Below are 22,760 nucleotides of genomic sequence, written 5' to 3'. Positions count from 1 at the left end.
AAATGTGTTAAGAAACTTAGGTTTTCTGAACAGAACCTTAGTTCTTAACACCTTACGGAAAAGATACAATTTTAGGTTTAATTTCTCCCAGAAGCACTTGGGATTAATGGATAATCATATACATATATATTCTTTAATTCTCACATAAGACAGTCGAGGAAATTTATAAAAACCGTGAAAAGTTTCCCTAGGAGTTACAGTGGGCAGCCTCGAACGACTTAGCTAAAGTGGGACTCATTATCGTAACGTCCACCAATAAAGACGTTTGGGATAAAAATGGATATCATGAGTCGCTTGGAAAGCCAAGGATTACGCATGTGAGGGAGGGTGATATAGCTCGTCGATGCAGAGAAAAAATCGCGAATCAAGCGAGCCGAAGCGAACATGAATATGGCAGCAAGAAAGGAAGAATAACAGGGGGGAATTTAAGGGGCACTTACCCCAGTAAGTAGACAAAGTGGGTTCGGAAATCAACACCCCAATTGTATAGGCAAAAAACTTGGTCCAATCATATAGACAAGGGAGCTACGGTTTGTAGACTACTATTATCTAAAAGTTAAACCAAAGTTGATTGGAGAGAAAGGTGCGAGACTCCTGCGGGAAAAACGTCCAGGGGAGACCCCGCAGGCGCAAAGGCGCCGAGGAGGCTTCCCGGACCGCCCGCGGAAAGCGAGTGCCTGGAGCGGAAATCAACATCTAAATCGTACAACCATAAAAAAACTGTAGGCAAACTCAATTTTAATCAAGTTTGCCTATAGTCTCAGGTAAGGGACGATTATACTCTTACCTTTTTTTGAATAGTTTTGACAGTTTATCTGGCCTTTTATACTACTTAACAAATATGTTCGTCATACTCGGTTTTCAAGTAATTCATCATCCTTTGTTTCTGGTGTGAATAATGAAAGCAATTAAAGTAGTAGGAAAAGTCGTCAAAAAAGAGAGGGTTTTTATCATCGAAGCTATAAGAATTTAAAAAATCCGAGATTACTTTTTCTTGTTCCACTACATCGAACAATCCGGATATATAAAAATGATAACTGAATTTATCATATAAAAAAAGATATCCTGTATCATCAAAAATATTTTTCACTGTATGACCATCCAATTCTAACTCACTCCTTCCTTACCAATATACCTTTTTATCCATGAAATTATTCAGGGCTCATCTTTCAGGGAATATTATTATATTTATTGCAGCGTGTTTTTTATGCCTTCAATACATTAAAGGTATGGAATAAATGCAGGCAGAAGGAATAGCGAACGAAAAAAGCACATCCAATAAGGATGTGCTTTCATAAAAGTATTATTTGTACATTTCAGCGACTTGTTTTTGCAATTCGCCATTTTCAAGGTACTCATCATAACTCATTTGCTTATCGACTGTACCTTTTGGAGTAAGTTCAATGATCCGGTTCGCAATAGTTTGGATGAACTGATGATCATGAGAAGAGAAGATCATAGATCCTTTAAAGCTGATTAAACCGTTGTTTAATGCTGTAATCGACTCTAAGTCCAGATGGTTGGTAGGTTCATCAAGCATCAGGACGTTCGAACCGCTTAACATCATTTTGGAAAGCATACAGCGGACTTTTTCGCCCCCTGAAAGTACACTTGCCTTTTTCGTGACTTCATCGCCAGAGAATAACATCCTGCCCAAGAAACCGCGCAGGAAGCTTTCGCTCTGGTCATTAGGAGAATATTGACGGAGCCAATCGACAAGATTTAAATCGACACCTTCAAAGAATTCAGCATTATCTTTAGGGAAGTAAGCCTGAGAGGTTGTAACGCCCCATTTGAATGAGCCGCCATCCGGTTCGATTTCACCTGCCAAGATTTTGAACATTGTTGTTTTAGCAATCTCATCTTTACCGACAAATGCAATTTTATCGCCTTTATTCATCGTGAAGCTGACATTATCCAATATTTTTACGCCATCGATCGTTTTCGAGATTCCATCTACACGAAGCAGGTCGTTCCCGATTTCACGTTCAGGAGTAAAGCCGACATATGGATAGCGGCGTGAAGAAGGCTCGATGTCATCCAAGCTGATTTTATCCAATAATTTCTTACGGGATGTAGCCTGGCTCGATTTGGATGCATTGGCACTGAAACGCGCGATGAAATTTTGAAGCTCTTTGATTTTTTCTTCTTTTTTCTTATTGGCATCTTGAGTCAGTTTAAGGGCAAGCTGGCTAGATTCATACCAGAAGTCATAGTTACCGATATAAACTTTGATTTTACCGAAATCAAGATCCGCGATATGTGTACAAACCTTGTTAAGGAAGTAACGGTCATGGGAAACTACGATAACAGTGTTTTCAAAGTTGATTAGGAATTCTTCCAGCCATTTGATCGCTTTTAAGTCCAAGTGGTTGGTAGGCTCATCCAGTAATAGAACATCCGGTTTACCGAATAGTGCCTGGGCAAGCAATACTTTAACTTTGTCGCCACCATTCAATTCAGCCATTTTCTTCGTATGCAGGTCTTCTGTAATCCCAAGGCCTTTTAAGAGGATTGAAGCTTCGGGTTCAGCTTCCCATCCGTTTAATTCGGCAAATTCCCCTTCAAGCTCGGCCGCTTTCATTCCGTCTTCGTCGGTGAAGTTTTCCTTCATATAGATGGCATCTTTTTCTTGCATGACTTCATATAATCTTTCATGTCCCATAATGACGACTTTAAGGACTTCTTCCTCTTCATAAGCGAAGTGATCCTGCTTTAGAACGGCAAGGCGTTCGCCTGGCCCCATATGGACATCACCGGATTGTGCTTCAATTTCACCTGAAAGGATTTTTAAGAAAGTGGATTTACCGGCACCATTCGCACCAATCAGGCCATAGCAGTTACCAGGAGTGAATTTTATATTAACATCTTCAAACAGTTTACGATCGCCATAACGTAAACCAACATTATTTACTGTAATCATTTATTTACATTCCTCCAAAATACTTTTGTTTCAACGTGTTCAACACTTTGTTTCATTAGTTTTACGCTGATTCATACAAACAGCAGTTTACAATCTTGTATGTTTTAAACTGTGCATCATTTAAATTGTATCTTATTTCTTAGGAAAATTAAAGGCAGATTAGTAAAAACAAACGTTTATAAGCAAAAATTACACAAGTATTTAATTTTGTTTATAAATTGCAACCTATAAATGTAAGTACTATTTTTTTATTGAATATGATTATGGGTATAAAGTCTCATTACACAACAACTTTATAATTGGTAATATAGGTAACTGTAACTAATACAATGGGAGGGATATATATGAGTGATTCAGTAGGTTTTTGGAAACGTCTTTTTGCAGGTGTTTTGGACGGCATAATAGTATCTGCACCATTAGCGATAATTTTCGGGGTGATTACCGGTGATTGGGAAAACGAAAATTTTTCAACTCTTTTTAACTTTCTTTACATGGTGATTGTCCCGATACTATGGTATGGCTATACAGTTGGTAAAAGGATTATGGGAATACGCATAGTAAGGATGGACGGCAAAAAATTAGGCATAGGCACTATGCTATTGAGGTATTTAGTTGCTGCTTTGGTATATGCCATTACATTAGGGATAGGGTTTATTGTCAGTGCATTCATGGTTGGCATAAGGAAAGACCATAGATCGATACATGATTTCATAGCAGGTACATACGTGACATCAAATGAACCATGAATAACGGATAAGCAGTTTAATAGCTGCTTTTTTTTTTGCGAAAATACAGATTCAAACCGATATGATTTTTTAAATATGGAGGAAATTTAGCCGAATACTTTATTGTACGGTATTTAGGTATAAATATTACATTGGAAACCACGATAGAATATCTATAGCAGTAATACAGTGGCAGTTAGGAAGCTAAAGAGCACTTAACCTTAATGGTCAAGTGCTTATGATCTTGATTTATTTCATTTTGAAGACGTCCTTGATATGCTCGTGTTTCTTTGCGTACAATTTTCTTTTCAAATTTGCGCTTATTCGCATTGGCTTTCACATATGTGGAACCGACGAATACGTGTTCAGCACTTATTAACTTTCTATCAGCGGCTGTTATTCGATAGAAAATCTGTTCTATCCAAGTTTTTAAACCTAGTTGATTGGAGCGAGTGCCTGGAGTGGAAATAACGATTAGATTTACTAACCCTCAAAAACGTTCGAGTTGATTTCAGAAATCCGCTCCCTTTCCGCCGACTGCCTGCCAAGCCTCCTCGACGCAAGCGACTGTGGGGTCTCGGCTAGCCAGTTATTCGGCAGGAGTGTCGCAAATTTCTTCCATCCAATAAGGAGCACAGGAGAAAAATTCAAAGGATAAAATAAACTTGGTTCGGAATAGACCAGCTTGCAGTTTTTATTTTAAAAAACGTTCCAGTTGATTGGAACGTAAGGTACGAGACTCCTGCAGGAAAAACGTGGCCAAGGGAGACCCCGCAGGCCATGCCGAGGAGGCTCCCGGACCGCCCGCGGAAAGCGAGTGCCTGGAGTGGAAATCACGTCCGAGCTTGTACAAGAAAAAAATGTAGACAAACTCAATTTTCATTGAGTTTGTCTACATTCTGAGCACTTAACCTTAATGGTCAAGTGCTTTTGTTATTCAAAACCTCTTTATTTTGATTGATGATGATTTTATTTCTTAAAATCATTTCTTTATTATTAAGTCCAACATTAAGTTCTTTTGTATCATTCACTTTTTCCAGCAGTGAAATTACGGATATTTCCAGTAATTCAGAAATAGGCATTTGTGTTTTGGATGATAAGATTTCAAGTTCATGGATTAATTTAGGGGATAGCATTGGTTGTTTTTGATTTATTTCCATGACAGGACCCGCTTTCTTAAAAAAGTTATGTAATTGTCATTTAAGTATATAATGTCAGTTTCCGATAAAACATTAAAGTTGCGTTATTTATGTTAAGAGTTGATGACAATTACAGAAGAAAGGCATATCCATGAAGGTCTCAGCATAAGTCAACATACCAAAGCTAAATCCAATCTGGAATATATCGTGTATTCTTCGAATTATATGAAATATCAGGGAAGGTACATTACAACTATATAATTCTATGTCTCCAGATTTGTCAACCATTGGCTTTTCTGATAGTATAAATGTCCATTTCGTCTTAGCATCGGCATTTTAATAAGTTTGATCAATATACAAGGAAGGGGAGTGATTTCATTGGGTAATCATCCTGATTTTGAACAGGAACGACAGCGGCTGGATTTTACAAAACGTTATATCGATGTAGTCATCAAAACATCTGAAACAAGCAAAGATCAATTTCAGCGGAATATGCAAGAAGCCTTTGGCGATGCCGATTGGTCTGAATCAGCGTTATATTCACAGCTGCTGACCACGGCCAACTTTTTTGAGATGTCCAAAACCGAACTTGAAAGTTTACGCAAAGCAAGTAAAAAACCTTACTTTGCAAGAGTGGATTTTGAAAGGAATGATGGGGAGAGAGGCGAAGTCCTTTATTTCGGAAAAGCATCTCTTTATCAGAGGGAAAGCCAGGAACAGATCATCGTCGATTGGCGTTCACCGATTGCAAATCTGTATTATGAGGGACGGATTGGTGAAATAGAATATGAAGCGGAAGGGGAGACATTCAGCGGGAACATCACTTTAAAAAGACAGCTAATGATAGAAGAAGGTGTCTTGGAGGAGATAAGGGACATTGATTTGACAACAACGGATGAATTGTTGCAGGAATCCCTTTCCAAGAGTTCCAGCAATCGATTGACGGATATCATCACCACGATCCAGGAAGAACAGAATAAAATCATTCGGGCAGATTTGAATAAACCTATCATTGTCCAGGGCGCAGCGGGCAGCGGTAAAACCACAATCGCTTTACATAGGATCTCTTATTTCATTTACCACTATAAGGACTTGTTCGATCCGCGACAATTAATGATTCTTGCTCCGAGCCGGGTATTCATTGATTACATATCTGAAGCTTTACCTGAATTGGGTGTCGAAAAGGTAAAACAATTCACGTTTTCCGAATATGTTCAGGCAGCGATAGGAAAGCAAGTGAAGCTTATAGCGGATGATAAATTAACGCGATTGCTGGAAAAAGATGATGAAGAAATTAATTCAGCCGTCTGGATATCAGGTCTGAAAGGATCCCCTGCCTTTAAATATATATTGGACGAATATATAAAGGATATTTTCAGTGGGTTTCATCCGGATGCTGATTTTTATTGTGATAAATATCGCATCTATTCCGCTAAGAAGTTCATTAGATTATTGGAAGAGGATTATTGGTATTTACCGTTATACAGCAGGCTGGACAAACTGAAGGCCATTTTACAAAATGAAGTGAAATTAAAAAAGAAAACAATGCTTGAACGTGTTGTTGATCTTTATGATGCCAAAATCGAGAAGGCGCTCTATAAGAATATCGATCCAGTCATACGCAAGGAATTTGTTACAAAATGCCTCGATAAAAAAGAGGAAAGGATAGGACAGATCCAAAAGGCGATCCGTTCTTCTGTAAAAGCGTATTTTAAGCAATTCAAAAGTAAAGATCTCCTGAAGTACTATAAGGAATTATACCAAGATCCAGAGCGCCTCGCCTCATACAGCAACGGTAAGCTTACTGTTGAAGATGCCAGGGTTTTATGTGAGTACAATCATAAATTATTTTCTGCTAATAGTTATGAGATAGAGGACTTAGGAGCACTATTATATCTTCAGGAGCGGCTTTTCGGTGTCGATAAAGAAAACAAAGCAAAAAATGTTGTCATTGATGAGGCACAGGATTATAGCTTCATGCAGTTACAGGCCCTAAAGACGGCAGTGGATACCGATATGTTCACACTTGTAGGCGACCTTGCACAAGGCATCCATTCATACCGCGGACTTCAAACATGGGAAGAGGTTCACAGTCGTATTTTCCCTCGGGCGACGTATACTGAATTACAAAAAAGCTACAGAACAACTGTTGAAATTATGAAACAAGCTAATGAAATACTTCAGTTGTTAACATACGATTTCCCGGAAGTTGAACCCGTGGTCCGGCATGGCAAGGATCCAGAATTCATTTACATTGAAAAGGAAGGTTGGGAAGAAGAACTGATCGAGCTGATCGCAACCCTTAAAGGAGAAGGTTTTAAAACGTTTGCCGTTATTGCCAAAACGATGAAAGATTGCAAGCTGGCAAATGAGAAACTAAGTGAATTCCATCAAGGCTTTCATTTAATAGATGAAGCGGGAAACATCCCTAAAGATAAAACATTGATTGTTCCTTCCTATCAAGCCAAAGGTCTCGAATTCGATGTCGTATTTGCAATATCCCTCGAAGAAGCGTATTGCCACGAAAACGAACTTGATATCAAATTGCTGTACGTAACAATGACAAGGCCATTGCACAGGCTATATTTTTTAGGTAAAGAGAAAAATGCTTTCCTTATTGAGACATGAAAGGGGGAGGGTGGAATGCCACCACCTCCTCGTGAAATGCTCATAGATGCAAAAGGATATCCTGAATATCTTCCCATCCGAAACCGACTTCGATAAGCTCGACGCCTGCCATTTTAACGGTTTTTTCAGCTATCACTTGACCTCCAAGTGCTTTGTAAAAACCGCATGATGGGTTATCCTTTAATGCCCAGATTATTAAATTCTTATGTTCCATTTTCATAAGCTCATGTATGACCGCTTTTATCATTTTTCGTCCAAGTCCCTGTTGTTGATATTCTTTTAAAAAATAAATGGCATATACTTCACCTTGAAAATGCGGATCATTCGTTTGTTCTGGTCCCCCGGCAGCGAAACCGATGATTTCCCCATTGGCGTTTTCCGCAACAAAGGTAGAATTATGCAGCATTTTTAAATTCCTTAGCCAGTTTTTCTTTTTGGCTTCCAGATTCATGGAAGACAAATATTGATCCGGAAGGATTCCTTTATAAGTTGTTTTCCAGCTGTTTATATGTACAATTGCTATTCCATCTACATCTTCTTCTATGGCTTTCCTTATCTTCATAAAAACACCTTCAGATTTTCATATTTCCCCCTAGAATATCATGGAAAAAGTGAATTAGCATTTTATTTATGTTTATAACTGCTTGAGAAAGGATAAGAAATAAAAGAGTGATCAACCAGATGAAGGGAAGGATGAGAAAGATGAAATTGAAAGTTGGTTTTTATTTTCCGGGCGGCAAAGAACTAGAGCATGAGGTTGAAGGCGATGATTCAACTCAAATGATTTCAAATATTCAAAAGCACCGTTATTATAATTTAGTTAAAGGCGATTGCCATTATGTCGTAGATACGGATAAAGCAGCATATTTTTCTGTAACCGAAATATTGGATTGAGAATGAACCGCATTGGACTTTTATTCCATTGCGGTTTATTCTTTTTGTTGTAAGGAAACCGGAAAAGGAGTATCGTCAATGAAAATCAATTTTACCAAGAAACAGTATGAAACATTATTCAAAATGGTTCAGTACGGATATTGGGTTGCTTCCGATACTGAAGATAATAAAGAATTCAGTGAAATGGAACAGTATATCAATTCCTTTGCGAAAGATTTCGGCATGGAAGGAGTACAGTTTATAAAGGATTACGAAATGTATGATCTGAGCAGGGAAGTGGAGGATCAACTTCATACAGTCATAAATGAGTATGAAGATGGAGTGTTCAGGGATAAGCTTGCCTACCATTTGGCTAGGAAAGAGTTCGCCTTGGAGTCGGAAAACCATGAATACAATCAGGAGGAAGCGTTTAAACGTATCATGGAGCTCGAGGAAAAATATCATCTTCATATTGAAGAACAGGGTTTAGGGAAATTGAAAATAGAAGAATAAAAAGAGAGAGGACGTAATCTGTCCTCTCTTTTCTGATTTTGAGAGTTAATGATTTACATGATCATCACGTATGCCATCCATTACGGATCGGTTTTATGCACGAGGATTTTGACCTAATTTTTCTACTGAGTATTGATAAAATGCAATTAAGTCATTTTGTGATGCAAAGCCTGCTTGTGCAGTACGTCCGTTCCCTCCGCCTTTTCCATTATAGGAGCCCAGTTCCGCTTTGAAATATTGTCCGCAATTAAAGGGACTGTCCCCGCTGTGCGAGAGGATGACCTTTTGCTCCTTACGTGATGCTAATAATACAGTAACCTTTTCTTTTTTTACAATCGTACCTGCAAGGTAAAGCAGTTCTTTCATTGAGCTATCTTCGAAAATATGAGAAATGAATCCCCCTCCATTTTCTGCAAGCAGGGAGTCAGCACGAAAATTTGCATTTTCAAGTTTTAAGTTTTCATTTGCCGATAGCAGCTGCTTATAGTCATTTTCAAGTTTCTCCACCCTATTCAGGATCTCTGTACGTCCGGTATTGAATTTAGTCGATAATGCAGAAAGAATTCCTAGACTTTCGGAATAATCATTCAATGCCCTGAAGCCGCACTTAAAGTAGAGACGGGTAAGCTCTTTCTGCTTCTCCGCTTTGAAAATTTTTATTAACCCAATCTCACCGGTACGCTCTACATGAGTTCCACCGCAAGGGTTATATTCAATTCCTTCTATCTCAACAATACGGATATTTTCAGACACTTTAGGCATTTTGACGACAGGAAGTGTCTGTAGTTGCTCGTTTGTCACGTAATAGATAAGTAATTCGCGATTCTCGATGATATATTGATTAACTAGCTTTTCAGCAGCAGCCGTATGTACCTCAGTCCATTGAAATCCTGCCATTATATCGATCGTTAAATATTCCTTTCCAAGGTGAAAGCTGACAGTATTAGAGTCAAACAGTTCCCTGCAGACAGCAGAGAGTAGATGCTGGCCGCTATGCTGTTGCATATGATCGAAGCGGCGGGGCCAATCAAGTTCACAGTGGACGATCTCTGAATCTGGCCGTTTCTCCATCTTATGAAGAATTTTTCCATCATTGTCTTTTATAACGTCAAGAACGGTGATTCCTTCTATTTTACCAGTATCTGCCGGCTGACCGCCGCCTTCGGGATAAAAAGCGGTTTCTTCAAGAGTGATATAGTAAAAGCCATTTTCTACAATGGTCTCCCGAATTTCGGTATCCCATTGGGAGGTCTTGGTGGACGTGTAATATAATTTTTTTGTCATGAATGATTTCTTTTTCCTTTCAGTTGATCATTAAATTATATCACCGAAATACTAGAGTTTAAAATCGCGGGTTTTAGAAGATTAGTCAGGGATAAAAGCAAAACTTTATGACAAATTCTAAATAAATTGTGCAAGATGGCAATAACTATTTATAGACTGCCCTTTTGATCGTCCTGATTCTTTTTCTGATCAAATAATGGACTTGCCATGGGATACGTGGAGTGCTGAAAATGCTGTACAAATGGAGGGGGAGAGGTTTTTACATGCAATGGATGAAGCGATTGATAATCTGGAAGGAGTAAATTATGAAGGACGAAGTTTTACATTCAAAAAGGAAAAGACGAATCAGGTCATAAAGGTTTATTTTGAGACACTGCATTATCTCGAGAAGGATATGGCACAATTTTGGTATATTGTGATATCACAAAAGAATATGAAGTGGATCAAATGAAGTCCGAATTTGTCAGTACAGTTAGTCATGAATTAAGGACACCCCTTGCAAGCGTCCTCGGTTTTACCTAGAGTTCCCCTCTAAAAGAAGTGGGGCTTAACAATGAAGGACAGTCAAGAATACTGAGCCATGAAAGTATGGTCATTGAAGATGATATGAACTTAGCGGAACTGCTAAAATATGAATTGATGGACAGTGGTTTCCATGTCAGCTATTTCAAAAGTGGTAGAAAGGCTTTTCAAAAGCTGAAATCCTCACCTCCGGATGCCATTGTGCTGGATATCCTTCTTGAAGAGTGGGAGATGGACGGCTGGGCGATCCTGAGGGAATTAAAAGGATCCTCTGATTTGAATGAGTCCCGTTTTTGTTTCGACTGCACTTGGAAAGGGAGAAGGGGATTTCCTTGGGAGCTAAGGATTATTTAGTTAAACCTTATAAACCGAGCCAATTATCCAAAGTGATCATGCATACCTTGTTAAGTAACGGTAAACAAGGGCAGATATTAATCCCGCAGGCATTTCATGGAGAAAACAAGGGTTAAAAAATAAAAAACCGTAATAGGTATACAGAACATCAAAAAAATGATAAATTCAAATATGTTGGAAAAATAAATAATTGGGTACAATTGTAGGTAAAGGTAAGTTACAGGAGGATTTTTATTCATGCAAAAAATTCAGGCCGGCATGGCTGTAGAGTTAGAAGTGGAACGTAAGGCTGATTTCGGATGGTTTTTAACGGATGGTTCAGAAGATGTCTTACTTCATCATAATGAAATGAATGAAGGAACGGAACTTGAGATTGGCGATGAAGTAACTGTGTTCATCTACCATGACAAACAAGCAAGGCTAACAGCGACAATGAAGATACCCGAAATTCAGATTGATCAGTATGGCTGGGCGGAAGTTGTCAATGTGAAAAGGAAACTTGGTGTTTTTGTTGACATCGGTCTTTCGAAAGATATTCTTGTATCCCTGGATGACCTTCCGAATATAGATCGATTATGGCCTGAGGTTGGTGATCGTCTATATGTATCCCTGAAGACAGATCGTCATGATCGCCTGTTTGGTAAACTTGCAACAGAAGATGTCATTCAGGAGATTGCAGTAACAGCTCCATTAAAAGGGATTCGTAACACCAGTATTAAGGGAAATGTCTATCGTTTGCTTATGGTTGGATCATTCTTTATTTCAGAAGAAGGGTACCGCTGTTTCATTCACGAAAGTGAACGCAAGGAGGAGCCCCGTCTTGGTGAATTAGTTGAAGGGCGTGTCATTGATAGTAAAGAAGATGGAACGCTTAACGTTTCTTTAATCCCCTTTAAACAAGATTTAATGGGGGAAGATGCTGATGTCATTTTCACTTATTTAATGAATCGCGGCGGTGCAATGCCTTATGGTGACAAAACGCCACCAGATGATATCAAGTTTCACTTCGGTTTGAGCAAGGGAGCGTTCAAGCGTGCTCTCGGCAAACTGATGAAGGAAGAAAAGATTTACCAGGAAGATGGATGGACATATTCTTCAGACCGTAAATGAAAAAGGCAGCGGATTTATCCGCTGCTTTTTTATTGTGAATTTCATTAAAAGAACTTCTTTTTACCTTTTTCTTCTTTTAAAATCTCCACAGCTTCCCTGAACCTCATCGAATGGATAATTTCCCTCTCGCGTAAAAACCTGAGTGAATCATTGATATCAGGATCATCCGAGATGTCAATTAACCACTGGTAGGTTGCTCTGGCCTTCTCTTCAGCGGCGATGTCTTCATATAAATCTGCAATCGGATCGCCTTTGGCTTGGATATATGTGGCAGTAAATGGATTTCCTGCTGCGTCATGATAGAAAAGGGCGCTATCATGATTGGCATAATGGTCCCCTAGCCCTGCGGCGGCCATCTGCTGAGGTGTGGCATCTTTTGTAAGCTTATAAATCATCGTGGCGATCATTTCGAGATGGGCAAATTCTTCCGTTCCGATATCCGTAAGCAGGCCAATGACTTTATCCGGAATTGTATATCGTTGATTTAAGTAACGGAGTGCTGCAGCCAACTCACCATCAGCACCGCCATATTGTTCTATTAAATATTTAGCCAATCGGGGATTACAGTCTCTTACTTTAACTGGATATTGCAGCTTCTTTTCATAAACCCACATAGCTCATCTCTCCTTATACCTGCCATGGCCAAGGGCCTTGGCCCCATTCCCATTTATTTTCACCGCCTGGACTGTTCCCAAATCCCAATAATGGACCATATTTAGGCTCAAAAACCGATTTCAGTTGTTGGGAGTATTCATGAAATTGATTGAATTGCTGTAAAGCCTGCTGGTCGTTAGGGTGTGTATCCAAATAAAGAGTCAACTCGACAAGTACGAAATCGGCAGCCTGTATTTGTTCAAGCAACTGATAATATTCATCATCCAGTTTCTTATTCATTTACGTCTCCCTTTCCCGATATGGATTATCATAAAAATCATAAAAGAATTTCCAAAGTGTACCGTATTTCAAAGCTTCTTCCGGAGTGAACTGCTCCATATTGGGCGGTTGAAAATTAATATACAAATTAGGAGGTGTCCTGTAATACTTTCTCCCAATAGGCGGACACGGATCGAATTTACTATGGAAAGGTTTATATGACTTAACTAGGGTAAAAGTCTTTTCGCGAGTCACAAAAAATACCTCCTTTGTAAAGATATAGCCTCTAATTTTTATGCCTCGGTAATGTAGAATATGACTGCTGTGGCCTGGAAAGGGAATTAAATGAAAAATGATATTTTTTCAGAATATTATAAAATCTTGTTATAGTCCCGTTATCTTACTGTGATGTTTGTCATCTATTCTTTATCTGTTTGTTCTTTGTATAGAAAAAAACTATGTTAAGATTTAACTCGTAGCTTATAAAGCAGCTCACAAGGAGGTAACAACATATGAAAAAATCAATCTTATCGTTAGCGGCAGCGGCTGCTATATCCGGTGCATTTACAATTCCGGTACAAGCAGAAGATGTCAAAGTGAAAGATGGAGACACATTATGGGGGATATCTCAAACATATAAAGTATCAGTAGAAGATATTAAGTCTTGGAACGATTTGTCTTCAGACGCGATTTATGCCGGAGAAACCATACATATTTCTCAAGAAGAGCATTATAAAGTAAAGTCAGGGGACACATTATCGGGAATTGCACACAAATATGATGTAGGGGTAAATGATATTAAATCTTGGAACGGTTTAAGTTCAGATACAATCCATCCTGGTCAAGAAATTGTCATTAAACCGGCAGCTAACAAAGTCGAAGCTGCAAGCGTAGGGCCTGCACAGAAATCTGGGCAAGCTGCACAAGCAGAGCAATCCGAACCAGCTGAACAAACTAAGCCAGCAGAACAAACAAAGCCGGTTGAACAATCGGAACCAGCAGATTCAAACAATGAATCCCAAGATCAAGCAGAATCTGGAAAAGAGATTACTGTTAGTGCAACTGCCTATACGGCTGATTGTCAAGGCTGCAGCGGAACAACAGCAACAGGAGTGGACTTGAAAGCTAATCCTGATGCAAAGGTGATTGCTGTGGACCCATCAGTCATTCCGCTAGGATCAAAGGTTTATGTTGAAGGTTATGGCTATGCAACGGCAGCCGATACAGGCAGTGCCATCAAAGGGAATAGAGTGGACATATTTGTTCCAAACGAACAGGATGCCGTGAATTGGGGCGTTAAAAACGTTAAAGTGCAAATCCTGAATTAATTTAGCCATGCAAAACATGTTTATATATTGAAAAAGCAGACACAGACATATTGTGTCTGCTTTTTTGTCCTTTAGGTTGTTGGGAAAAGCAGGTACAATAGAAGAAATAGATCCTTATAAATCCTTAGAAGTTAAATAGGAGGAATAGTAAATTGATGGAAAAAGCACGTGAATATTTACAAGAATACTTTGGTTATGAGTCATTCCGAAAAGGTCAGGAACAGATTATCGAACAGGTGTTGGGAGGAATAAACACAGCGGGAATCATGCCTACCGGCGGAGGTAAATCAATATGTTACCAAATTCCAGCCCTTCTGTTGCCAGGTGTAACACTCGTTATATCCCCACTAATTTCCTTGATGAAGGACCAAGTAGATGCCCTCGAACAAAATGGGATTGATGCCACGTTTCTTAATAGCTCCATTTCTGGGTTAGAATCATCCAATAGAATGAACGATATTAAGCACGGTAGATATAAGCTGGTTTATGTTGCACCTGAACGTTTGGAAAATCCTGCATTTCAACAGGATCTATTTAATGTGGAAATTTCTATGGTTGCCATTGATGAGGCCCACTGTATATCTCAATGGGGACATGACTTCAGGCCAAGCTACCTAAAAATCAAAACCTTATTGAAAAACATGCCATCCGCTCCGACTGTACTGGCTTTAACGGCAACTGCCACACCGCATGTGACCGATGATATATGTCAGTCGCTCGGCATATCTGTACAGCATACAGTATCCACGGGATTTTCCAGAGATAACCTGTTCTTTTCCGTTGTGAAAGAAGAAAATCGCAGTCGGTTTTTAATGCGCTATTTGGAGAAAAACAAAAATGAATCGGGTATCATATATGCAGCAACCAGGAAAGAAGTCGATTCCTTGTATGCCAAGCTTATTAAAGCCGGATTCAAAACAGGTCGATATCATGCTGGCATGAATGAAAAAGAACGGTCGGAACAGCAGGATCAATTCATTCGTGATGACGTTCCCTTGATGGTAGCGACATCTGCCTTCGGGATGGGAATCGATAAGTCGAATGTTAGATACGTCATCCATTACCAAACTCCAAAGAACATGGAGAGTTATTATCAGGAAGCGGGCCGTGCAGGGAGGGATGGTTTGGATAGCGAGTGTATCCTCTTATATTCCCCACAGGATATGCAGATACAGCGTTTCTTGATTGATCAATCAAATCCCTCTCAGGAGTGGCAATCCCAGGAATTGAAGAAATTGAACAGAATGAAGGATTATTGTTTTACCGAAGGATGTTTGCAAGCCTTCATTCTTAGATATTTTGGAGAAGAAAACCCTGAAGATTGCGGTCATTGCGAAAATTGTACAGATAAACGTGACTCTGTTGATGTAACTACACAGGCACAAATGGTCCTTTCGTGCATGTTGCGAATGGGGGAGCGATTCGGTAAAACGATGATTTCCCAAGTGCTTACGGGATCACGCAATAAGAAAATTGAAGAGTTCGGATTCCAGAAGCTTTCAACCTATGGTATCATCAATGATCAAACTGCGAAGGATGTTGGTGATTTCATTGATTTCCTGACAGCAAAACAGTATATCGAAATGACGGGCGGACAGTTTCCGGTTCTTAAAGTTACCAATGCTGGCAGGGAAGTGCTTTTGGGACAGAAAAAAGTCCTGCGTAAGGAAATAAAAAAAGTAAGCAGCATCAGTGCTGATCATGGGCTGTTTGAAGAGTTGAGACAGTTAAGAAAAGAATTGGCAAGTACGGAAAATGTACCCCCATTCATTATTTTTTCCGATGCGTCTTTGAAAGATATGGCCGTCAAACTGCCGAGGACGGAAGAGGAATTCCTGGAAGTCAAAGGGGTGGGGATGCAGAAATTCGAACGCTTCGGAGACGCATTTTTACAAGTGATTTCCCAGTATGTACAGGCACACCCTGAATTAGAAACGAATACTATGGTTACAAAGGAAACGGTAAAGAGAGCTACTAAACCATCTCACTTAGAAAGCTATCGCTTATATCAGGAAGGCAAATCAATCAAGGAAATAGGGACATTGAGAGGATTGTCTGCCATTTCAATTGAAAATCATTTATTAAAGTGTGCAGAAGAACACTTGAATATCAATTGGGATGAGATTTTCTTGGAGAAAGATTTTAATCTTGTTTTGGAAACTGCAAAACAATTGGATTCAGAAAAATTGAAACCACTTAAAGAAGCCCTGCCCGAACATATTTCCTACTTTATGATCAAAGCGATCTTGGTTAAGGCAGGGCTGGAAAACGAAAGGTGTTAAGGTTTTTTGGATAATTTCTTCATTGAATAAATAAGAATTTGGTTTAATGCGTATACTAGGAATGATAAAAAGGTGAAATTTCGCTCCTTTAATCAGAGTCTTTATAAAAAAGAGGAGGTTGCTCATGTATTTTGGTAAAAAGAATTCAGAGGAACCAGAAATAGTTATGGAAGATACGGTAGTATATGCATGCGGATCAGCGGATTGCAATGGTTGGATGAGAAAAGATTTTGCCTCGGAAAACTATGATTGCCCAATGTGTGGAAGTCAATTGGTTGAAGAAATCAGGGAGCTCCCAAAAATTGAAAATGAGTATAATGCGTTTAAATAAAAGAGGTGAATCATAGCCTCTTTATTTTTTATTTTGAGAAGGAAGGATGGAGGAGTCTTTTTATCTGGCATTAATGCTTTACATATAAAGATATGTATGATATTATTAGATTTCAGTGTTATGAAAAGAATGCACTGGAGGGTAATTTAAAGTAACATTTTTATTAATAAAATAATTTTTCATCATTTTCATGATGAAGTAGAAACAAGTTAAACACATTTAGAAAAAAGAAATACATGTTATCACCAAGTATTTTCCTCGATCCATTTCTGTTCTTCATTAACTTACTTCTATGTACCATTTGTCTTTTGGAATTTAATCTACCCAATTGGAATTACGGACGGTTTTAATTAATAAACATGTACTTACAAGCTTTTATCTGATTCTCGCAGGCACGGTCTAGGAACCGTATGGATGGGAGAGAGGCAGGGCTTTCATTGTTTTAGGTTTTGGCATTAAAAATTACTCTCGTGCTCGCTTCGATTTGAAATGTTCAACGAACGAGCAGGAAGAACCATATGGAATGGATTCTTAAACAGGCGCAGTCTCGATTATCTGAAGGGTAAGTCAGGGACTGTGTTTCATTTTGGGGAATACTTTCTTTTTTAGAATCTTTCCTCAAATATATAAAGCATATATATGATATAATGGTAACTGAGATATGAAAAATTCATGCCGTAATCTCAAGTTCTTACCATTCAAAAAGTTTGGTTGAAAGAACAATAATCATACTTAGATTTGCGAATGGTTATTTACTCACAATTTAGATTAAACGCCATCTATTCTTCTTTTATCTTTATGGCTTGTGATCTGTTATGCAGGACGGAGTCAATTCAATTCTAAGGAGTGAGATATATGTATAGAAGAAATAATACGGAAGAAATCATTCCTGAAGAAACAAAGGTGTGGGAATGTACATCAGAAGATTGCAAAGGTTGGATTCGCGATAACTTTACAAGTAATGATGAACATGTTTGTCCGTTATGTAGCAGCGAGATGAAACCCGGCACCAGAATGCTTCAAGCAATTAACAATCCAAGAAACTATTAAGGCTATAAAAAAAGCTGAAGGGGATTCCCTTCAGCTTTTTTTATCTTTCTGCCAATTTGATGAAGCAAAAAGCAGATGAATGATTAGTGGATATCTTTTTTCTTGAATCGGCCGCCTCGGACTTCCGCGATATCCCCTACAGCAAGAAATGCAGATGGATCGAAGCTTTTGACTATCTCTTTAAGTTTAGCTTCCTCAAGCCTGTTTATTACACAAAAGATGACTTTTTTATCATCACCGGAATAAGCACCTTCACCAGCTAAAAAGGTTACGCCCCGTCCAAGGCGATTCATTATGGCTTCACCGATATCATTAAATTCATCACTGATAATCCAGACAAATTTGGATTCGTCCAAACCTGCGATGACGATATCCATCGTTTTATATGCCACGAAGTAAGCTATGATCGAATACATGGCACGATCCCACGAGAATACGAAGCCCGCACTTCCCAGGATGAATAAATTGAAAAACATGACGATCTCCCCAACGGAAAAAGGGAGCTTCTTGCTAGCGAGTATAGCAAGTATTTCTGTACCATCCAATGAGCCGCCATATCGAATGACCATTCCAACTCCAATGCCAAGAATCATTCCGCCGAAAGCGGATGCTAGGAGGATATCTTGAGTGAAAGCTGGTACATGATGAAGCAATGTAGTGGTAATGGAAAGGATTAAAATTCCATAAAGGGTAGATAATGCGAAGGTTTTGCCGATTTGTTTATAACCGATAAAAAAGAAAGGAAGATTCAAAATGAAAAGAAAGATTCCGAGCTTCCATCCAGTGATGTAAGATAACATAATCGATATACCCGTTATGCCCCCGTCGATTACGTTATTCGGCACTAAAAAAATCTCGAGGCCGACAGCCATCAAAACCGCACCGATTGTAATTAATAGACCTCTCTGTAAAATTTGTCTCAGTGTTAATTTTTTATGCTGGGTCTTCTTTTGCATAATTTCTGTTGTACTTGCACCTGCCAGGTCTGACATAATCATGCCACCCACTCCTTCTCTCTATATAGGTTCTATGTAATTATAAACCTATAGGTATAATTAAATAAAGAAATTAACTTTCTGATTCATATATTCCTGAATAATTATTGGTATCGTTGATAACGTCTTGGAATGAAGAAACAGGGTTGTTAATGCTTGTCATTACCATGTATTCTTATTCTACTCCATACAAAACAATAGTATTTCTAATTTTATTGAATTTATGAAAGAAACCTGCATTTTCTTGAGATATGGGGTGCACCGAAAGAATCGATGTGTAAATAAATAGGAATAAGGAAATAAAAAACCTTTGAGGTACTATGAATTTCCTTTACAATATAGGAGAATAGAACGTTTGAGGTGATCAAGTAAAAAAATGGAACAATCAATTGTAGCATCAAATCCTGTTCTCTTTATGATTGCAGTACTTTTGATAATAATGGCTTGTTATACGGCGTTGGATTTACTGACAACATTACTGACGATAAAGAGATATAAACGCCTTGTGTATATAGGGAGCAGCTGCTCTATGGGAGTGGCTATTTGGACGCTTAATTTTGTTGTCATATTCACCCTCGATAATTCAGGAATGGCAGCAAACAACTTTTCTACAATAATTTTTTCGTTAGCATTAGCCATCGCTCTCGCAGGGGTTGGGTTATTGGTCATTTCGTATAAAACACAAGTACTGCAAATCGTTTTTTGCGGTTTAATGTTTACGATGGCCATATTATCCAATTATATAATGGGAACATCTTCATTAAACCACTCTTTGAACTTTAACCCATTATCGGTCTTCAGTACGCTTTTCAGCATCTTTATTTTATTTGTAGCAGCACTTGCCATCTTATTTCATTTTAATAAATTAAGTCAATCCTCGCTAAAACCAGTCAGTACTCTTTTGATGAGTGGGGCAATCATTGAAGGCTATTATCTTTTTGTAAGGGTGTTACCGATGAATGCGAAAAATGAAGCGGGTGAATTTGTTCCACTCACTCCATTTATGCTTTATCTTACATGCTTCGTTTCATTATTCATCCTTGCCAGCTTGATAGCTTCAAGTACAATCGTGGGCCGGCGGTTAGCAAAAAGTGATAATACTGTAAGCGATATCCGTTATGCTTTAGATCAATCGGCGATCGTCGCCATCACGGATGCAAATGGGATCATTACATATGTAAACGAAAAATTCCTGGAAATATCACAATATGAAAAACATGAACTAATAGGGAAAAATCATTCCATAATCAATTCTGGTCATCATCCGAAAGAATTTTTCACTGACTTATGGCTAACGATCAGCAAAGGGAAAACATGGCATGGTGAAATATGCAATCGGGCTAAAGATGGTAATGTATATTGGGTGGATACAACTATCGTTCCTTTTATGAAAAAGGGTAAGCCATATCAATATATTTCCATCCGTTCGGATATTTCCAGTCGTAAAAAAGCAGAAAATGCTTTAAAGGAGTCAATTAAAGAACTGGAAGATATGCATTATGCAATCAACCAGTCCTTGATTGTGGCGATTACCGATGATAAAGGAATCATTATCGAAGTGAATGAAAAGTTCTCGGAGGTTTCTGGTTATGGGAGAGGTGAATTGATAGGCCAGACCCATAAGATCGTTAATTCTGGATACCACTCAAAGGAATTCTTTGAAAAAATGTGGAAGACCGTCCGTGAATGCAAAGTTTGGAAAGGTGAAATTAGAAACAAGGCGAAAGATGGCAGTTTTTATTGGGTCGATACAACAATCGTTCCATTTTTCAGCGAAGAAGGAAAGCCATTTCAGTATTTAACAATTAGATATGACATAACCGAGCGTAAACAATCGGAAGAGATGCTCCATCGGCAGGATAAATTAGCTGCTGTCGGTCAGCTTGCTGCTGGAGTGGCACATGAAATACGCAATCCCTTGACCTCCATGAAAGGGTATACGGAATTTTTGCAATTGGATGAAACGGACGAAAATAAGCGGGAATATCTGGAAATAATCATGGGAGAAATCAATCGTGTGAATGAGATAGTTGATGAGTTCCTACAATTGGCCAAACCACAGTCCTTGACTTTTGAGATGAAGAATCTCGTGCCAATCATTCAAAATGTTGTATCTTTTACGGAATTTGAAGCCAGGAAGAAGAACATCACGCTGTTTTCGGATTGTAATGACGAAGAGATCTTCGTTCGTTGTGATGAGAATCGATTAAAACAAGTCATATTGAACTTCATTAAAAATGGTATGGAAGCTATGCCTGACGGTGGGTTCATAAAAATCATGACTGAAATTAAAGAGGATAAAGTGCAAATATCCATTACCGACACAGGAATTGGGATTCCGCCAGAGCAGCTTAAGAGACTGGGAGAACCATTTTTCACAACGAAAAAATCTGGTAATGGGTTAGGATTAATGATCAGCTTTAAAATCATAGAAAGCCATTTGGGTAATGTCTTTGTCGAGAGCGAGGCCAATAAAGGTACAGTCTTTAAAATTGTGCTCCCTATTTAGCCTAATGGGAGCAATGAAAAAATATCAACACATTGTAGAAGATGTCTGCATGGGGGAACTGGATTTGGAAAAACAAAAGCAAGTCAATATCATTAGCTTGAAGGTGTTTTACCTTTTTTCATTTTTTGCAGTAGGAAGTTTAACACCGCTTTTAAGCGTTTATTTAGCCAATGAGGCAGGTTTGTCAGGTATTGAAATAGGTACGATCATGTCCGTTGGACCGATAGTGATGATCGTTTTTCAACCTTTGTGGGGGATTGTATGTGATTGGAGCGGGAGACCGGCAAAAATACTGGCAATGACATCGTTGCTTGCTGGTGTATTCGGTTTAGGTTACTTGCTGTTCGATCACTATTTACTTATAGTGTCCGTTGCTGTCGCATTGGCTATTTTTCAAAGTGCGATAATACCAGTTTCAGATAGCATCACCCTTCAATATACAACGAAAATCAAATCGAATTATGGGAAAATCCGTTTATTCGGATCACTTGGTTACGGTGTGGCCGTTTTTGTAATGGGAAAATTATCTGAATCCTTTATGGGTCCTTCCGTGATATTTTATGCTTTTTTCTTCGGCCTTTTGATCGCGGCTTGTCTGGCTCTTCGTTTGCCCGAAGAGCCGCCTGGGGAAAAGGTGAAGCTTTTCGGTGGAATGAAAGAATTGATCACGATGAAACGATTTCTTATCTTTCTTGCTATAACGTTCTTGCTTTTTGGTCCTAATCTTGCAAATAACGTATACTACGGTTTGTTTGTAGAGGCAAGGGGAGGGACATATACAGGAATTGGCATTGCGTTCCTTTTAGCTGTATTATCGGAAATCCCCTTTATGAGAATCGCAGGTACATGGATTCATAAGATAGGCCTGCTGCCAATTACCTTATTGGCTGGAACGGCCTCATTGGTCCGCTGGGTTTTATACTTCACCGAACCAAGTTTGGCTACCGTATATGTGTCTTCGATCATTCAAGGGTTTTCACTTGGCTTATTCATTCCTGCAGCTTTACAATATATCAGGGAAGTTGTCCCTGTACGTATAACAGTAACGGCAATAACGCTTTATTCCGCCATAGGCAATGGATTGGGTAACTGGTTCAGTACCTTTAGCGGCGGAATAATCTTGGATAAATCAGGAATATATCCGGTCTATTTATTTTATGGTTTACTCACGCTGATCGGAATGCTGCTTACAATATGGCTCATGTGGTATGAAAAAAAATTAAAAGTTATGGGGAGACCCATAGGTATAATAGAAAAATGAAGGAAAATAAAGCGAGGGACCTCTTTGTCTATCATGGTGAAGAGGTCTTTCTCTATTCTA

The 22,760-nt window shown here is 38.8% G+C and carries 22 protein-coding genes and 2 pseudogenes; 15 read left to right on the top strand and 9 right to left on the bottom strand.

The genetic code is table 11. The features are described from left to right. Window positions 1-149: 149 nt before the first annotated feature. Window positions 150-411, top strand: a pseudogene (locus AC2YHV_RS14460) (flotillin family protein); the annotation flags it as partial. Between the two features lie 892 nt (window positions 412-1,303). Here the strand turns inward: AC2YHV_RS14460 and AC2YHV_RS14455 are convergent. Then, complete coding sequence (locus AC2YHV_RS14455; RefSeq protein ID WP_034307325.1) at window positions 1,304-2,923, bottom strand: ABC-F family ATP-binding cassette domain-containing protein; 1,620 nt, start codon at window positions 2,921-2,923, stop codon at window positions 1,304-1,306. Between the two features lie 344 nt (window positions 2,924-3,267). Between AC2YHV_RS14455 and AC2YHV_RS14450 the strand changes: the two genes are divergently transcribed. Next, on the top strand, window positions 3,268-3,669 hold the full coding sequence (locus AC2YHV_RS14450; protein ID WP_063576010.1) for an RDD family protein: 402 nt from the start codon (window positions 3,268-3,270) through the stop codon (window positions 3,667-3,669). Window positions 3,670-3,895: 226 nt separating this feature from the next. Here AC2YHV_RS14450 and AC2YHV_RS14445 read toward each other — a convergent pair. Together AC2YHV_RS14445 and AC2YHV_RS14440 are read right to left on the bottom strand one after the other, a co-directional pair. After that, window positions 3,896-4,066, bottom strand: a pseudogene (locus AC2YHV_RS14445) (IS5/IS1182 family transposase); the annotation flags it as partial. Window positions 4,067-4,568: 502 nt separating this feature from the next. Beyond that, window positions 4,569-4,808: a hypothetical protein gene (locus tag AC2YHV_RS14440; protein WP_057277417.1), complete on the bottom strand. Its 240-nt coding sequence runs from the start codon at window positions 4,806-4,808 to the stop codon at window positions 4,569-4,571. A 348-nt stretch (window positions 4,809-5,156) separates the two neighbouring features. Here AC2YHV_RS14440 and AC2YHV_RS14435 point away from each other — a divergent pair, with 348 nt between their 5' ends. Further along, window positions 5,157-7,415 carry a HelD family protein gene (locus tag AC2YHV_RS14435; protein ID WP_487373472.1) on the top strand — a complete coding sequence of 753 codons (2,259 nt, stop codon included), beginning with the start codon at window positions 5,157-5,159 and terminating at the stop codon, window positions 7,413-7,415. A gap of 40 nt (window positions 7,416-7,455) precedes the next feature. Here the strand turns inward: AC2YHV_RS14435 and AC2YHV_RS14430 are convergent, their stop codons facing one another. Further along, on the bottom strand, window positions 7,456-7,977 hold the full coding sequence (locus AC2YHV_RS14430; protein ID WP_487373471.1) for an N-acetyltransferase family protein: 522 nt from the start codon (window positions 7,975-7,977) through the stop codon (window positions 7,456-7,458). Window positions 7,978-8,117: 140 nt separating this feature from the next. Here AC2YHV_RS14430 and AC2YHV_RS14425 point away from each other — a divergent pair, with 140 nt between their 5' ends. Together AC2YHV_RS14425 and AC2YHV_RS14420 are read left to right on the top strand one after the other, a co-directional pair. Then, the gene (locus AC2YHV_RS14425; protein WP_487373470.1) at window positions 8,118-8,309 is read left to right on the top strand and encodes a hypothetical protein; all 192 of its coding nucleotides are present in this window, start codon (window positions 8,118-8,120) and stop codon (window positions 8,307-8,309) included. Window positions 8,310-8,387: 78 nt separating this feature from the next. Beyond that, entirely contained in the window at window positions 8,388-8,801 is a 414-nt protein-coding gene (locus AC2YHV_RS14420; protein WP_487373469.1) for a hypothetical protein, read from the top strand. A gap of 93 nt (window positions 8,802-8,894) precedes the next feature. Here the strand turns inward: AC2YHV_RS14420 and AC2YHV_RS14415 are convergent, their stop codons facing one another. Further along, window positions 8,895-10,085, bottom strand: a complete 1,191-nt coding sequence (locus tag AC2YHV_RS14415) for an alanyl-tRNA editing protein (RefSeq protein ID WP_487373468.1) — start codon at window positions 10,083-10,085, stop codon at window positions 8,895-8,897. A gap of 196 nt (window positions 10,086-10,281) precedes the next feature. Here AC2YHV_RS14415 and AC2YHV_RS14410 point away from each other — a divergent pair, with 196 nt between their 5' ends. From AC2YHV_RS14410 to AC2YHV_RS14395, 4 genes are all read left to right on the top strand, one after another. Continuing rightward, complete coding sequence (locus tag AC2YHV_RS14410; protein WP_487373548.1) at window positions 10,282-10,536, top strand: hypothetical protein; 255 nt, start codon at window positions 10,282-10,284, stop codon at window positions 10,534-10,536. After that, complete coding sequence (locus AC2YHV_RS14405) at window positions 10,533-10,607, top strand: histidine kinase dimerization/phospho-acceptor domain-containing protein (protein ID WP_241636448.1); 75 nt, start codon at window positions 10,533-10,535, stop codon at window positions 10,605-10,607. Before AC2YHV_RS14410 ends, AC2YHV_RS14405 begins: the two co-directional genes overlap by 4 nt. Window positions 10,608-10,673: 66 nt before the next feature. Then, window positions 10,674-10,961 carry a response regulator gene (locus tag AC2YHV_RS14400; RefSeq protein ID WP_487373467.1) on the top strand — a complete coding sequence of 96 codons (288 nt, stop codon included), beginning with the start codon at window positions 10,674-10,676 and terminating at the stop codon, window positions 10,959-10,961. Window positions 10,962-11,198: 237 nt separating this feature from the next. Continuing rightward, entirely contained in the window at window positions 11,199-12,071 is an 873-nt protein-coding gene (locus AC2YHV_RS14395) for a CvfB family protein (RefSeq protein ID WP_048683447.1), read from the top strand. A 44-nt stretch (window positions 12,072-12,115) separates the two neighbouring features. Here the strand turns inward: AC2YHV_RS14395 and cotJC are convergent, their stop codons facing one another. Genes cotJC through AC2YHV_RS14380 form a run of 3 tightly spaced genes read right to left on the bottom strand, consistent with a single transcriptional unit; the run spans window position 12,116 to window position 13,199 of the window. Beyond that, window positions 12,116-12,685: a spore coat protein CotJC gene (cotJC, locus tag AC2YHV_RS14390; RefSeq protein ID WP_034307306.1), complete on the bottom strand. Its 570-nt coding sequence runs from the start codon at window positions 12,683-12,685 to the stop codon at window positions 12,116-12,118. Window positions 12,686-12,698: 13 nt separating this feature from the next. After that, window positions 12,699-12,965: a spore coat protein CotJB gene (locus tag AC2YHV_RS14385; RefSeq protein ID WP_034307303.1), complete on the bottom strand. Its 267-nt coding sequence runs from the start codon at window positions 12,963-12,965 to the stop codon at window positions 12,699-12,701. Further along, window positions 12,966-13,199, bottom strand: a complete 234-nt coding sequence (locus tag AC2YHV_RS14380) for a spore coat associated protein CotJA (protein ID WP_048679115.1) — start codon at window positions 13,197-13,199, stop codon at window positions 12,966-12,968. 257 nt (window positions 13,200-13,456) lie between these two features. Here AC2YHV_RS14380 and AC2YHV_RS14375 point away from each other — a divergent pair, with 257 nt between their 5' ends. The 4 genes from AC2YHV_RS14375 (at window position 13,457) to AC2YHV_RS14360 (ending at window position 17,935) form a co-directional block, all read left to right on the top strand. Beyond that, window positions 13,457-14,272 carry a 3D domain-containing protein gene (locus tag AC2YHV_RS14375; protein ID WP_095678935.1) on the top strand — a complete coding sequence of 272 codons (816 nt, stop codon included), beginning with the start codon at window positions 13,457-13,459 and terminating at the stop codon, window positions 14,270-14,272. A gap of 155 nt (window positions 14,273-14,427) precedes the next feature. After that, on the top strand, window positions 14,428-16,554 hold the full coding sequence (gene recQ / locus AC2YHV_RS14370; protein ID WP_487373544.1) for a DNA helicase RecQ: 2,127 nt from the start codon (window positions 14,428-14,430) through the stop codon (window positions 16,552-16,554). Window positions 16,555-16,678: 124 nt separating this feature from the next. Next, window positions 16,679-16,885 carry a cold-inducible protein YdjO-related protein gene (locus AC2YHV_RS14365; protein ID WP_106027429.1) on the top strand — a complete coding sequence of 69 codons (207 nt, stop codon included), beginning with the start codon at window positions 16,679-16,681 and terminating at the stop codon, window positions 16,883-16,885. An 855-nt stretch (window positions 16,886-17,740) separates the two neighbouring features. Beyond that, window positions 17,741-17,935 (top strand): cold-shock protein, encoded by a 195-nt coding sequence (locus AC2YHV_RS14360; RefSeq protein ID WP_034307294.1) that lies wholly within the window; start codon window positions 17,741-17,743, stop codon window positions 17,933-17,935. Window positions 17,936-18,018: 83 nt separating this feature from the next. On the opposite strand, the gene AC2YHV_RS14355 is transcribed toward AC2YHV_RS14360, so the two are convergent. Next, entirely contained in the window at window positions 18,019-18,933 is a 915-nt protein-coding gene (locus AC2YHV_RS14355) for a YitT family protein (protein WP_222619851.1), read from the bottom strand. Between the two features lie 373 nt (window positions 18,934-19,306). Between AC2YHV_RS14355 and AC2YHV_RS14350 the strand changes: the two genes are divergently transcribed. Next, on the top strand, window positions 19,307-21,439 hold the full coding sequence (locus tag AC2YHV_RS14350; protein ID WP_487373466.1) for a PAS domain S-box protein: 2,133 nt from the start codon (window positions 19,307-19,309) through the stop codon (window positions 21,437-21,439). A gap of 13 nt (window positions 21,440-21,452) precedes the next feature. Then, window positions 21,453-22,700, top strand: coding sequence for an MFS transporter (locus AC2YHV_RS14345; protein WP_487373465.1), 1,248 nt, complete (start codon window positions 21,453-21,455; stop codon window positions 22,698-22,700). The last annotated feature ends 60 nt before the right edge of the window (window positions 22,701-22,760 follow it).

It is taken from the genome of Peribacillus sp. SRI_006 (genome assembly GCF_057586375.1).
The sequence above is the reverse complement of the archived record's forward strand: the minus strand, read 5'-3'. Positions and strand labels throughout refer to the sequence as shown.